The organism is Pseudoalteromonas sp. OANN1, from assembly GCF_024124685.1.
GTDB lineage: Bacteria > Pseudomonadota > Gammaproteobacteria > Enterobacterales > Alteromonadaceae > Pseudoalteromonas > Pseudoalteromonas piscicida.
Genome location: NZ_JAMXSE010000011.1, coordinates 132,057 through 145,119 on the forward strand (window position 1 = coordinate 132,057; position 13,063 = coordinate 145,119).

Genomic DNA, 13,063 nt, shown 5'->3' on the forward strand with positions numbered 1-13,063 from the left:
TGGACAGCCCCCGCATGGGCGGCAGTTTATTTAATGGATTTTCCCGTTCGGCTGAATAATGCCGAGGTGGGGCAAGTTTCTGCCTCTGTAGATGGATACGATTTAAAATCGGTTTCAGCCATGCAGCTGAAGGAAAACCTACAATCGGTATTAAGTAAAGATATACTCGATTGGCTCTCAAGTCTTGGGGAGCACGAGGTCACCCTAGATATGTTACAAGCAAAGGGAATTATGCTTGATCTCAAGGCACAAGATCTCACTATAGACATGTCACTAGCAGAAGCGGCCATGGCTACAGACACGCTTTCTTATGGCAGAAAGAAATACTTTGAACAACCAACACAAGAAGCGCGTTGGGCTTTACTGAATAATCTCAACCTAAACCATGAGCGTAGTGACAATAATCAAAACTACCACTCACAATTCGAATGGCTGATAAATGCCAATGTTGGCGGTAGCAACGGCATAAATATGCACAGTTCGGTTTTTTGGGAAAGCGGCAGCACCGAGCAAAGTCACGTCTACCGTGGTGATACGGCGGTATTTTACGATCAGCCCGAAAAGCCGAGACGATTTACTTTAGGCGATACCCAAAGCAGTAACAATGGCCATTTATCGGGTGCTCCACTTGCAGGCTTCAAAGTCGCAAGCGCCTATTCAAAGCTGCAACCCCAACGTAAGATCACCCCAGGTAACAGCCAACAGTTTATGTTACCCCGCCCTGCAACACTTGAGATATTTATTAATGAGTTTTTGATTTCTAGAGTACGCCTCAAAGCGGGGCGCTATGACCTCAATGACTTACCACTGACTTCAGGCATAAATAATATTCACGTTGTTGCGACATATGCCAACGGTGAAACCCAGCACTTCCATTTTACTAGCCACTATAACTCTCGGCTATTAGCTCAAGGAGTGAGTGACTACTCGCTAGCAGTTGGTTTTTTATCGGTAGTAGATGATGGTCGTTATCATTATGACGACGACGCGCTGCTTTCTGGCAGTTACGAATATGGCGTTACCGACAAACTCTCACTTGGAGTTAATGGCGCGGCCCATCCACAAGGGCAAGTATTTGGCTCAATCACCACATTCAGTAGCCCTTTGGGCAATGTATCGCTGCGTTACTCGCAAAGTAAAACATCTGATATTTCCGGCAATGCTTTCTCGATAGAAACCGAGCATAGTATTTTTGGTCATGGTAATTATGGCTCGCCCAACTTACGTTTGGGCTATGAAATCATGGAAGACTTTAGCAATTCGCCTTGGCTTGAAGAAGTCACGCTCAGCAATAACAAAAGGGCTTTTGCTGACTACAGCTATATTATCAACGACCACATAGACTTTGCGCTCAACGCAACGCGGCAAGTAAATAATGAAGATTTGGTCACCAAAAACCTCTCTGCTGAGCTTAACTTTCGCTACGAAGGGGCTAGGGTAAGAGTTGGGTATAACCATAATGTCAGTGACGATCCTCGTGTCGTCTCTGAAAATCAATTCGTGCTTAACTTCACGTGGAACCATTACAACCGCCAAGACAACGTCCGCACGAGAGCTCAATATAACAACCGTAGTAAAGTCGCCAGCGTAAGCTATGCCAAAACTAACAATAACTACGTCAATGACTATGGCTATGAATTACGGGCGGAAAAAGGCAGTGGGTATAGGCAAGAACAGCTAAAAGCCAGCCATACTAACGCATTTTTTAGAGCTGATATGACCGCAAGTAATTACACTCGCTCGCAATTTACGAGTGACAGCTCCGCCAGTGTTAACTTATCGTCAAGTATAGGTTTTGCTGATGGTCACTTTGGTATGGGTGCCACCACTACCACTCCTTTTGCTGTAGTTACTAAGCATAAAACATTAAAAAATAACGACGTATTAGTTAACGTCGACCGCTTTGGCCGTGCACAAAACCAACCAACGCAACACATTGGCGCATTAATTGATTTAGGCACTGGCTACACCAACTATCAATTTAATATTGATGTACCCAACGCACCTCTGGGTTATGATTGGGGTCCAGGCACTTATAAATTAGTAGGTGGCGCCAATACAGGGCACCATATTCAAGTAGGTTCGGACCTGTCTTATACCGTGATAGGTACAGTAGTCGACGAACAAGGCACACCTATTGCACTGGGAAGAGGACAAGTAATAAGGCAATCTAATGCCGGCGACAGTGACAACGCTCCAATCAATCGCACCTTTTTTACCAACCGAGTGGGTCGATTTGTTGTAGAAGGTATCAGTACAGGTAGCTACCTAATCGAAATTAATGACATCGTCGGACGGTTTACCGTGAATGATGGCGAAAAACGATTTATCAAAATTGGCACCATCACGCTTGAGCAAGCACAATTACAGGGAGATCCAAACAAATGAAGTTCGCACTATTTTTGCTGCTTGCACTCAGCTATTTGATCTCGCCTGTTGCATTGGCCAAGCGCAATAAATGTGATGGCAATTTTTTGGCAACATCTAACTCAGCCGAGATAAAAGAAGAGTATGGTAATCGAGTAACTGTATATTTACCGCTAAAAATACAAGTTTCGGATTCGCTACTAAATTGTGCCGATGAAATCTGGGTTGAAGATACATATTATTATTCGTTTGTCTTCTCGGGCCCGACTGAAGATAAATACGGTAGACTGCTGGACTCTCAATACAAACGTATTAACGTTAAAAACGGTATCGCCAAAGCAAACTTAACTAGCCGCTCTACACAAATGTGGATGCGCTTAAGGCACTACAGTTTGTTTCCTGCGGGTTATTACTATGGTGCGGTAAAAGTGTCTATTGTAAGGCGCAACAAGGTAATCGCAGAGCAATATCTGGAGATGACCTATTATGCTGAGCCACAAATCGCCATCTCGCTCGATAACTCAAGCAAAGGTAAAGTGTCGGGCGATGATGGTCACTACCTCATAGACTTAGGCGAACTAAAAACGAATATGCGCTTTTACTGGGGTATAAAAATATTGAGTAATAGCTCATACGATATCGTCCTAGACTCTGAATATAACGGCTTGCGTCATGAAACCAACAAACGAGCCCTTATTGATTACGCAATTAGTTTCGATAACGTCAAAATATCGTCATCGGAACGTTTAACGCGAAGCTATAATTTCTATCCCGGCGTCAGAGATTCGTGGTTTGGCTTTGAATTTCAACTAGGCAATACCGAGCTTATGCCTGCAGGCTACTATCGCGACAATTTATCACTCACCGTATACCCAAGATAATAATTTGAATTATAAGAACAAAAAAACAAAACAATAAAAAGAAAATAAAACTTAAAAACATTGGCACACCAATTGCTTTTAATTTGGAATAACTAGGTATTCAACCTAACACAAATTATAAAGCAGTACTTTATTCAAGGGGATGCGCCATGAACACATTACTTAAATCACTATTTGTTGCCTCAGCAATCACGTCAATGACTGCGGCAGCTGCTGTAGTAGAAACAACAGGAAATGAAGCAAGTTTCACCTTTGAAGGTACTATTGAAGCCATGTGTAAAACTGATAGTGGCTCAAACAGCGTAACTAACTTAAATCTAGATTCTACTCAAGAAACTCAAGAAATTGGTACGCTAGACGTGTGGTGTAACACAGGTGAAAATGCAATAACTGAATATAGCTCAGCTAACGGCGGCTTCTTAGTTGCTGATAACGGCAAAAACAGCAAAATTGCTTACACACTAGATATCGGCAGTACGTCAGGTGTTGACTTACAAAGCGGTACTTATAAGCACCTAACTACGCTTGCAGGCACAGGCAGCGCAGGTGACACGCAAGCAACTACGTTAAAGATCACACCACAGTCAAATGGCTTAAACGATGCAGGTACATACTCTGATACCATCACAGTAACGGTTAGCCCTAACTAACAAAATAATGAGGCAGCGAGCGTTTGACAAAAGCACTCGTTGCCCTCCCCCAAATAAAGTAAATGACCGGGCAAGTAATTATACATCCCGGCGATTACTTTATAGCGCTAAGGTAATGTTCTACTCTCCCCAAATCTACAGATAAAATATCCCGCAGCCCGTGGCATTTCACTTGCAAATTGAGACATAACTGCTGTACTTTATTTGAGGGGGAAGAAGCCATGAACACTATACAAAAATCACTCTTTGCAGTTTTAGTAAGCGCACCTATGTTTGTGCATGCTGCAGTTATTGATACAACGGCTTCTGAAAGTAAATTCTCTTTTGAAGGCACTATAGACCCCACTTGCAAAACAATTAGCACTGAAAACAACACCACGGGACTAAACCTAGACGCATCCCAAACTACCCAGCAGATTGGCGTATTAGAGGTTTGGTGCAATACTGGCGAAAACGCAACCACTTCTTATAGCTCTGCCAATGGCGGATTTTTAGTTTCCGATAACGGTCAAGGCAGCAAACTGGCTTACACCCTAAATATTGGTGATAGCGAAGGGATAGATCTGCAAAATGGTGTATATCAGCATACCAATGCAACAGCTGCAGGTACCGGTAGTAGTGGTGAAACCAAAGCGACGCCGTTGAATATCACCCCGCTTTCCAACGGCCTAAATGCCGCAGGTACTTACTCAGATGTCATCACAGTAACGGTAAGTTCAAACTAACTACAAGATCAGAAAGCACCTTTGGCTTTTCTAAATAACCTGAGGTTTGGATAAGGAATGTTCCAACTCATTGTTTCTAAAGAACAACTTAGTTTTTTCCTTTTCTAGCCAGAGAGTTTTAGGGAAAACAAGGCGAATTTACGCACCAATAGCTGGCTATTGGAAGTGAATTCAACGCAGTTAGCGCTAAAACAGGCTGCTAGAAAGGCATTAATTATCCGCAGCTCAGGTTAAATAGGCAAAGCTCTCCCCCTTCTCCATCGACTCACTTAACCCAGCCGATTCCATATTGCGTTATTTTCAAGTAAGCTGCTAAGGCTCCTTATAAATCTCAAAAAAGAGGAAAGTACGTTGGATAAGAGAATTGAACCTGAGCTTCCCAGTATTACGCCAGATTTAGATCAGGTTGAAGCCTATAAAAACTCCACCACTCAAGCGAGCCGTAAAACCTCAGCACCAAAAGAAAGTACCAAACAAACAAGCCAGCCCACCAAAGGGATGGGGATGATGAATTGGTTGGGTGCAATCTCGATTATTGCGTTGGCCGCTGCGGCGTTTGCGCTCTACCAACAAAACTTAACAACCCAGGCACAATTACTCGAATCAACAAAGCGTATTGCCGAGCTTGAACATACCCTCACCGCCACAGATGAAGAGATGGACTTGTCCGCAGGTGCAATGCAAGCAAAATTGAACACACTAACCGAACGCACAGACGAGCTTTGGTCGCAGATGGATAAACTATGGGCGTCAGCGTGGCGAAGAAACCAATCAGACATCAAAAAGCTCGAAGAGCAAGCAAGTAATAACGCTAAAAGCCAGACCAGTACGACTTCCAAAGTAGAAACGCTATCGCAGAGTCAAACAGAGCTTGCTTTAAAACTATCGCTACTAGAAGAACAACAGCAAGCTGCTAACGTACTCAAAAATCAAATTGCTGCCATTAATGGCGATGTTGATCAGTTAAAATCTCAAGCGCAAAGCCGAGATTCCAAGCAGATAGAGATCGGCGCAAGCCTTACCCAAATAGAGATGACACAAACAGCACTGGCAGAAAAATTAGAACGCTTGGAGCGTGAATTGGCTGCAACAGCCCCAACTCAAACGCAACCAAAAGCGAATTAAGCCGCCATTATCAATGGTTACGTTAGTAATATGAGTTGGCTGCGAACTCGCGCAACCAACTCAGCTTTTATTCTCTTGGGCATTCACAAAGCCCCTCGCCAGTTCACAAAATATAACGTAAAATATCCCATTACATTCCTGTATTTATTCAGGCGTAAGCTTTACGCTTAAATTAATACACATTATCTACTCAGGCATACTGTTTTGCCGATTGAGTATTTCTTGCTTGAAGGCAACTATGAAAAAGACATTTGAACTAATTCACCCTAAAATCAAACTTGAAAGACGCGTTGACGCGGTTAAGCATGAGCTTAAAAAATACCTAAAGCGCGAGCGCAACAAAACTTTGCCAGCGGGCGCTGATTATTGGGATTTTGATTGTAAGTTTGGTAACACAGAAGCAGAAGCCGAGCCGGTGCACCTATCGCAACTAAGCAAGTTGATTGATAAAACGCAAACTGAAAACCTCACTTCCTTTTATGTTGAGATTTTAGCAAAGCCAGGCTATAGAAAATCAAACGATTTATCTGACGATGAGTTAGAAGACTACTAAGCTCAACTTCTGTAGGTCGAGCTTTAGCTCGACAACATCTGCCCTATCCCGAAAACGCAGATTGCTCGACCCCAGTAAAAACGTAGGTCGAGCTTTAGCTCGACAACATCTGCCTTACCCAAAAACGCAGATTGCTCGACCCAGCAAAAACGTAGGTCGAGCTTTAGCTCGACAACATCGGCTCTACCCAAGAACGCAGATAACCCAATCCCAGGCAAAAGCGTAGGTCGAGCTTTAGCTCGACAACATCACCAGCTCTCCCCCACAATACCAACTGGCACAAAATCACGCGCATGATACAATCGCTCGTCGAATTTTTGCTGGCGCTACTGCCGGTATAGTGAGAGTTAAAAAGTATGAGCGAGTCATTTGTAGCAATCGGATTAGTAAACCCTAAATCACCAACCAATGTGGGTGGCGTGTTACGGGCCGCAGGTTGTTATGATGCGCAAGCCATCTACTTTAGCGGCAATCGTTACGCCAGGGCTGCAAAATATCATACGGATACAAAAAACGTTGCCGACAACATTCCCATCAAACAAGTTGATGATTTCATCAGTTTAAAAGTAGCAGGCCGTGCACTTGTCTGCGTTGAGCTGGTAGAGGGCGCAACCCCACTGCCACAGTTTGCTCACCCCGACAACGCGTTATACATTTTTGGCCCTGAAGATGGCAGCCTGCCACAAGAAATCGTGGATGCCGCCGATGCCGTAGTGTATGTACCAACCACAGGCTGCATGAACTTAGCCGCGACAGTCAACGTGTTGTTATACGACCGTATGGCAAAACGCTCAACGGGATTTGATGCTAGTCAGATACTCACCAGCCGCGATATCAATAACCGCCTAACAGTTGGATAAGTTTTTGCTGTGAACATCTTTTTATTTTTAACTAACCCGCTCTTTGACCGGGTAGTGATTTGCATTTTTTAGGCTTTGTAAGTCATCAAAACGTACTCCGTGCTGAGCCATAACTGGGCGTACTTTTTTACTTATCAATTGCCGAATATAAAACGGTTGATTTGGTACAAAGTGATGGATAGTGTGTGTACGGCCAAAATCAAAACAAAATAACTGAAACGGCAAAAACCAGCGGCTGGTGATCACATGAGTCTGCTCTAACACGTTATTCACGCCACCATAATAATGCATTGAAGATGTGACAAGATTTAAAGACGCTGAGCGGATCATATTAGGCACAATCAGCACCACCATAAAGAACTCAGCAAGCGCTAGTAATTCAGCTCCCCATTTGGGTAGTTCAAATGGCTGAACAAATTGCAGCATGTAATAAGCAATCACACCATATAAAGTCACAAAATAAGCCGTGGCAAGCGGAAAGCCAGCATTAAAGACCTGCAAAAACGTAAAACCCTTGATTTCTCGACTAAACCGCTTGGCATTAAATAATAAACCTAGCAATCCATCTGTAACCACCACAGCTCGCAACCAAGGAGATTGGATACCATTACCCACCAAGCGCTCTTCTAAGTCTTGTTCAGTACCAGACACTTTATGATGATGTAAATGAATTTGCCTTCGATACCAAGGATTCACCGTATTTGGCCGCATTAGCCACACCGTCAACATCATAAAGTGATGTACAAATGGACGGTCACTAAAATACTGCTTGTGGATCAAATCGTGCTCAAGTTCATGAGAAATAGAGGTAATAAAAGCGGCCAACAGAATGCACAGCCACGAGGGAATAACGGCAAAATAATAAAGCGAGGCAACACCAATTAGCGTACTTAACGACAACAGCAAAATCACCATCGCAATGCAATTTTGCTGATTTAAAATTGGATAACGCGCTCGAAGCGACTGCTCTTCAGCTTGAATCGCGGAAACTATCGCTTTTATATTCTGCCTCGCAGTTAATATTGGCATTGGTCGCTTTACTCACCTAATGATAGTAAAAGCATATCGTAAAGCGCCCATGTATTCGAGCGGATGTGTTGAAAAGCAATATACTCTTAATCTTTTGTATGACGCCTCCGACTATTTCAATAGGCCCCTTATATTGTAATGCAATGTAATAGAAACAAACAAAATAACAAACAATAATTAACAAGATTGCAAAATATAATAGTGCTCAACCACTAAGTACATTACGCAACACATAACTGATCCATCGTTTGATGAAGTAATGGATAGCCATTAAATATTCAATTTAAAAGTTAAGGAACAAACATGAAACTCAATGAATTATCAAATCAACCACCATTAAAAACCACTGCCGGATTAGCAACCATTGGAACTGGTGCTTCTGCTATCACTGCCAGCAGAAAGTCATCGCCTTTCGGTCCGTATAGTAAATTAGAAGAGTGTATTAAAGAGATACCAACGCGTGGTGAATATGAATTAACAGCCACTATAAAGTGCATCGAAGATTCCAAGCAACTAAATGAAATCACCAACCATAAAAGTGGTTTATCGATTAATTTGGGGTTTTTTAGCTTTGGTCACAAACACAGCAATACACTAGAAATGAAAAGAAGCTCACGATATGTGTATTTTCTCGCTTGTGCAAGGCGGGAGGGTAAAACTCGGCAACTTGAGTTAGAAGAACCGAACGCTGCTGCGGATGAGGTCTATAAACAAAGCCCGAGTATGTTTTATAAAGACTATGGAAGTGCCTATTTAAAAGGTCAAACACATGGCCTTTACTGCTACGTTTTATTTGAGTTTGAATTTGACTCAAAGGCTGAAGCAGAAAAAGCAAAAACCGATATAACAGCCTCAATCACAACAGATGATGGCACAGGAGGAGGCTCAATTGGCTCTGGCAAATCTTTTTCTGAAAAGTGTAAAGAGCTCAAAGCCGTTGCTACATACGACACAAACCTAAAAGATGTGAAGATTGATTCCCAGGATATTCCAGGACTATTAGCGCTGGTTAATCAAGTTGCTGAAAGAGATGTTTCTCAAGCCCCTGCTATGATCGATGAATACGCCCCTTATCTCTCTCACACCCATGAAGACTTAATCAATCGTGTAGATGACGTAAAAAACGTGCTTGAAACTTATAAAGTGTCAGAAAACCTAGAGCTTTATAAAAAAATAGAAAGTGACTTAGCGCTAGCATTACAACACAAAGAGGACTTTGTGGAGCAAGATGAAATAGCTAAATCTAAAGATTACTATGGAGAGTTAATTAGCATTCTAGAGGAAGTAGTTAAAAAACTCGATGCAAATATATATTCTGATGTTATTGAAAAGAACTTTGAGACATATTCAGCTCTGCTTAAAAAGCAGGGAGAATATATCACCGCAGAAGAGCTTACCCGAAAACAACTAAGCTTAGGAAAACATGGCTTTAAATCCACAAAGACTGATGAAAGTGCGTTAGAGAATACTATAAATAGTATTATTGGCAGCACAAATGGTTACTGTAATAAATACTCGGCTTCAGGGCATTCTGACTCAGGCCATATTCAAGGGTTAGTTATATACAGTAGAAACAAAATTGATGTTAAAACTTCTGTGCCCGCAAATATAACCTGGAAATCAACACAAACTAACTATAAAGCACATGAACACCTTTCTGTTGGTGAAAACCACTTAAAGGATTGGATAGAAGAAAACCTTACACCTTGGCAGTTTTTTCATTGCTCTGTAGTAACGGCTTTCAACAAAAAGTCAGGAAAAACGCACTATGCCGTAGTGTATCCTAACTTACCAGGCTAGAAAAAGCTTACGGCACATCACTATTCGATAGAATATAGGATGGCAAAACTCTTTCACTTTTTTAGATAAGTAGTCAATTTGAAAGCGGTTCAATAGCTTAGTAGTCAGTCTATTTAGTGATGCTAAATATGGGCTTAAACGCGGCTGATAAGGCCCTTCAAGTTGACTGAAGGTTAGAGAGTTAGCTCAACCTGTATTCTATGTTTAGTTATTTGATAAAGTGATTGCAACAGTAGCGAAACCACTTAAAAACGCTTACTTAGCAATCACTTTATTTATAAGAGCCAAACGTTGTTACTTGCTCTAAAAATATAATTGATTAGGTTAACTACAGCTTTAAAAAAGCTTAAATATCACTCCATTTCATACTGCTTTAAAATGCTCAGCATATTGTCAGGAATAGGTGCCTTTTGCCCTGTTTTCATATTAAACATCACCACATTGGCATAGCCCGTTGTGCAAATTGCCTGTTGCGCCTCACTAAACGCCTCGTAACGCATGGTAAAACGGTCTTCTTTGATGTCGGTAATGTACGAGCCAATATGTAAGGTATCTGGAAACGTCACCGGACGTTTGTATTGCGCGTAAGTATCACGTAGAACCGGACTATGGGTGGGTTCTGATAATACCGAAAGTAAGCCCGTTTGAGTCAAAAAATCGATTCGCGCAGTTTCAAAATAGCGAAAATACGACACGTTATTCACATGCCCCAACGCATCCATTTCTCCCCATACCACATTCACTTTGGTGGTGATTGCAAACTTCTCTAAAAATTCCTGCATGATATTGCCTTTATTTTTGTTTATTGAACTTGAGAGTAACAACTCATCGTACCAGCAACAAGATTAATGAGATGATTTAAAGATAACTTGCGAGGATAAGGAAAAGAAAGCAAAGCCAGCATTTCACTGCACAACCTTACGCCTCCCGCGTAGGTCGCCATTTATGGCGACAAATAATACATCCACTCCCCTTGATTTCGACACAACGGTAAATATAAGCGCAATCCCTATCATTCAATCTCACAAAAAATTGACGCCTTTTGTGGGTTCAACACTTAAGACAAATTACCAATAATTTTTCTCAATACTTTCAATACTTAAGAAAACAGCGGAGCAATATATACAAGCTTGGTTTAAAAAATGCATCTGAAATCAAAATCAGAATTAAACTTAAGCATGCCACCAATATGAACAACAGCACAAATACAGTTTATGTACTGAGCGGTTACGCCAAATGCGCTATCACTCAGCAAGGGAAATACAAACCCGGTAACAAACACTCCATCGGCCTGCTAACCACAGACGAAAACTATAAAGATAACATCAATAAACTTGAGGCCTTTATTAAAGATTTAGGTTGGGAGTCCATTACATTTTGCATGGTCGAAACCGTTAACGACATCAGCACCCTATCCAACGACGTTTTGGTATCCAGTTTTCTTAGAGCTCAGCAAAATGGCCAGTCGTTAGTGGTAAACGACCTGCCTATTACCGTCCATTAAGGCGGTAAATGCACACTTCAAGGCCTGACTGTCAGCAATGGCGGCAAAAGCACTACGCAACTCTATTCCGAGCTGAAGATGATCGGGTGGGAGCGGCTTCACGCCGCGATCTTTTGATGGTTGCCATTAAAGGCTACAAACGGTTCGTAGCAGCGACTTTATGTCGCGAATTGTTTTTTGAATCCAGCCTTCAACTTTACCTCATGTCGCTTCGCCGGCAAGGCAAACCAAAGAGGCACATTATTTGTCGCCATAAATGGCGACCTACGTAGAGATTTGCAGAGAAGTCGTGGTTTCGTTATAAGAGATCGCGGCGTGAAGTAGCTCCCACAAACCAAGAAAATAGCCAAACACAAGTCTTCACCAAATTCACATCCACAAAAAGCCGCCCTTTTTGCAAAGTGCGGCTTTTCAATCTTTGCTAAGTCGCGCTAAAGCGCGACCTACAACCCCTTGGCTCTTCTATTTTAACTAAACCGTGTAGGAGCGGCTTTACGCCGCGATCTTTAGATGCTTGCCAGCGGCTACGAATAATTCGTAGTAACGACTTTATGTCGCGAACTGTTTGAACCCAATCTGCAACTTTACCTTTTGGTAAGCTACTCTACTTTCTATAATGCTTTAAATACACTACGTTGGATGAGTCACAAGCACCACCTGAAGCAACTTTGTTCACATCCCCAAGGCACTCACTTTTAACCAAAGCCTGGCAATAAGCCAGTAACTCCTTTATCGGAATAACCTTTTCTTTACGCTTAGTTTCTTTGTTTGTTATTCGTTTTACGGACGTGTTTAGGTAAATCGCTAATTCAGTCGCTTGATGGGCTGATAGCTGGGATAAACCTTGCTCTCTTAAAATTTGTTCAACCCAAATCCCTGCATCGCTAATATGCCCATTTATACTTAAATCAGTATTTTTAACCCAATCAACGTTAAATGTTATGTCTGATAACTCACTCAACAACAGGGCTATTTCACTTCTAGGCATCCTTCCATCAGCGCTTTGATAGCTCTCCAATGTTTCTGCCAACATTGCCTGCCACTCCATAGTGAGTAACTGAGTTAACTCATCAACAGTTAGTGGTAAAGTAACTGGTATAAAGAAGACAAAGCGACTATTGGCTTCACAAACAATTATGGTCTTTTCATATGACTTGTATCGATTATCAATCACATGAGCTTGCCAGCACATAGCTGTGCTATCTGACTTCAATGTATTAACCCCCGCTTGTTTACCTTCACGCGTTGGTAATCTCGACAGATCGGTTTTAAGCCATTTATTTAATGCATTGCTGGCAGAGAATAGTAACTTCATCTGACTTCTTTTCCCCTTTAGGCTGTTTTACTGCCATTTCTGAACTACTGAGGTAAGGAACCTTACCTGAAGGCACTATATTAGCAGCCGCCTCCAAATGCACGTCTTGATCATCAAAGAATATGTGTGTAGTGGTCAACTAATTTTGGCCACAGTTTTAGAATCTTGGTATCTAACCTCAGATTCATTTGGCGCTAAACCAGCATTATAATGATGAGGCCTAACGTTGTTATAATATCCGTTGATATAATCAC

General features: G+C 42.0%; 13 protein-coding genes. 9 read left to right on the plus strand and 4 right to left on the minus strand.

The features are described 5' to 3' along the window. Positions 1-33 precede the first annotated feature (33 nt). From NH462_RS11480 to NH462_RS11510, 7 genes are all read left to right on the plus strand, one after another. On the plus strand, positions 34-2,388 hold the full coding sequence (locus tag NH462_RS11480) for a fimbria/pilus outer membrane usher protein (RefSeq protein WP_253105756.1): 2,355 nt from the start codon (positions 34-36) through the stop codon (positions 2,386-2,388). Beyond that, on the plus strand, positions 2,385-3,248 hold the full coding sequence (locus NH462_RS11485; protein ID WP_253105757.1) for a hypothetical protein: 864 nt from the start codon (positions 2,385-2,387) through the stop codon (positions 3,246-3,248). Before NH462_RS11480 ends, NH462_RS11485 begins: the two co-directional genes overlap by 4 nt. A gap of 149 nt (positions 3,249-3,397) precedes the next feature. Then, positions 3,398-3,898 (plus strand): hypothetical protein, encoded by a 501-nt coding sequence (locus tag NH462_RS11490; RefSeq protein ID WP_253105758.1) that lies wholly within the window; start codon positions 3,398-3,400, stop codon positions 3,896-3,898. 221 nt (positions 3,899-4,119) lie between these two features. Further along, positions 4,120-4,623: a hypothetical protein gene (locus NH462_RS11495; RefSeq protein WP_010370564.1), complete on the plus strand. Its 504-nt coding sequence runs from the start codon at positions 4,120-4,122 to the stop codon at positions 4,621-4,623. A gap of 351 nt (positions 4,624-4,974) precedes the next feature. Further along, positions 4,975-5,748, plus strand: a complete 774-nt coding sequence (locus NH462_RS11500; protein ID WP_253105759.1) for a hypothetical protein — start codon at positions 4,975-4,977, stop codon at positions 5,746-5,748. A gap of 238 nt (positions 5,749-5,986) precedes the next feature. Next, entirely contained in the window at positions 5,987-6,301 is a 315-nt protein-coding gene (locus tag NH462_RS11505) for a DUF6172 family protein (RefSeq protein ID WP_119231757.1), read from the plus strand. 356 nt (positions 6,302-6,657) lie between these two features. Further along, a complete protein-coding gene (locus NH462_RS11510) occupies positions 6,658-7,161 on the plus strand; it encodes an RNA methyltransferase (RefSeq protein ID WP_045961974.1) in 504 nt (167 codons plus the stop codon). 27 nt (positions 7,162-7,188) lie between these two features. Here the strand turns inward: NH462_RS11510 and NH462_RS11515 are convergent, their stop codons facing one another. After that, a complete protein-coding gene (locus NH462_RS11515) occupies positions 7,189-8,190 on the minus strand; it encodes a fatty acid desaturase (RefSeq protein WP_253105760.1) in 1,002 nt (333 codons plus the stop codon). 303 nt (positions 8,191-8,493) lie between these two features. On the opposite strand from NH462_RS11515, the gene NH462_RS11520 reads away from it, so the two are divergent. Then, the gene (locus NH462_RS11520) at positions 8,494-9,990 is read left to right on the plus strand and encodes a hypothetical protein (RefSeq protein ID WP_253105761.1); all 1,497 of its coding nucleotides are present in this window, start codon (positions 8,494-8,496) and stop codon (positions 9,988-9,990) included. Positions 9,991-10,343: 353 nt separating this feature from the next. Here the strand turns inward: NH462_RS11520 and NH462_RS11525 are convergent, their stop codons facing one another. Continuing rightward, the gene (locus tag NH462_RS11525; protein WP_253105762.1) at positions 10,344-10,772 is read right to left on the minus strand and encodes a thioesterase family protein; all 429 of its coding nucleotides are present in this window, start codon (positions 10,770-10,772) and stop codon (positions 10,344-10,346) included. 407 nt (positions 10,773-11,179) lie between these two features. Between NH462_RS11525 and NH462_RS11530 the strand changes: the two genes are divergently transcribed. Then, a complete protein-coding gene (locus NH462_RS11530) occupies positions 11,180-11,494 on the plus strand; it encodes a hypothetical protein (protein ID WP_253105763.1) in 315 nt (104 codons plus the stop codon). A 604-nt stretch (positions 11,495-12,098) separates the two neighbouring features. On the opposite strand, the gene NH462_RS11535 is transcribed toward NH462_RS11530, so the two are convergent. Beyond that, a complete protein-coding gene (locus tag NH462_RS11535; protein WP_253105764.1) occupies positions 12,099-12,809 on the minus strand; it encodes an amino acid adenylation in 711 nt (236 codons plus the stop codon). Next, a complete protein-coding gene (locus NH462_RS23020) occupies positions 12,772-12,948 on the minus strand; it encodes a 5'-nucleotidase (protein WP_366033721.1) in 177 nt (58 codons plus the stop codon). The genes NH462_RS11535 and NH462_RS23020 overlap by 38 nt, the downstream gene beginning before the upstream one ends. Positions 12,949-13,063: the final 115 nt, after the last annotated feature.

Coding starts and splice junctions, on each gene's coding strand:
- NH462_RS11525 (WP_253105762.1), bottom strand. CDS start 10,772: ATGCAGGAATTTTTAGAGAAGTTTGCAATCACCACCAAAGTGAATGTG.
- NH462_RS11490 (WP_253105758.1), top strand. CDS start 3,398: ATGAACACATTACTTAAATCACTATTTGTTGCCTCAGCAATCACGTCA.
- NH462_RS11520 (WP_253105761.1), top strand. CDS start 8,494: ATGAAACTCAATGAATTATCAAATCAACCACCATTAAAAACCACTGCC.
- NH462_RS11530 (WP_253105763.1), top strand. CDS start 11,180: ATGAACAACAGCACAAATACAGTTTATGTACTGAGCGGTTACGCCAAA.
- NH462_RS11510 (WP_045961974.1), top strand. CDS start 6,658: ATGAGCGAGTCATTTGTAGCAATCGGATTAGTAAACCCTAAATCACCA.
- NH462_RS11495 (WP_010370564.1), top strand. CDS start 4,120: ATGAACACTATACAAAAATCACTCTTTGCAGTTTTAGTAAGCGCACCT.
- NH462_RS11480 (WP_253105756.1), top strand. CDS start 34: ATGGATTTTCCCGTTCGGCTGAATAATGCCGAGGTGGGGCAAGTTTCT.
- NH462_RS11535 (WP_253105764.1), bottom strand. CDS start 12,809: ATGAAGTTACTATTCTCTGCCAGCAATGCATTAAATAAATGGCTTAAA.
- NH462_RS11505 (WP_119231757.1), top strand. CDS start 5,987: ATGAAAAAGACATTTGAACTAATTCACCCTAAAATCAAACTTGAAAGA.
- NH462_RS11485 (WP_253105757.1), top strand. CDS start 2,385: ATGAAGTTCGCACTATTTTTGCTGCTTGCACTCAGCTATTTGATCTCG.
- NH462_RS11515 (WP_253105760.1), bottom strand. CDS start 8,190: ATGCCAATATTAACTGCGAGGCAGAATATAAAAGCGATAGTTTCCGCG.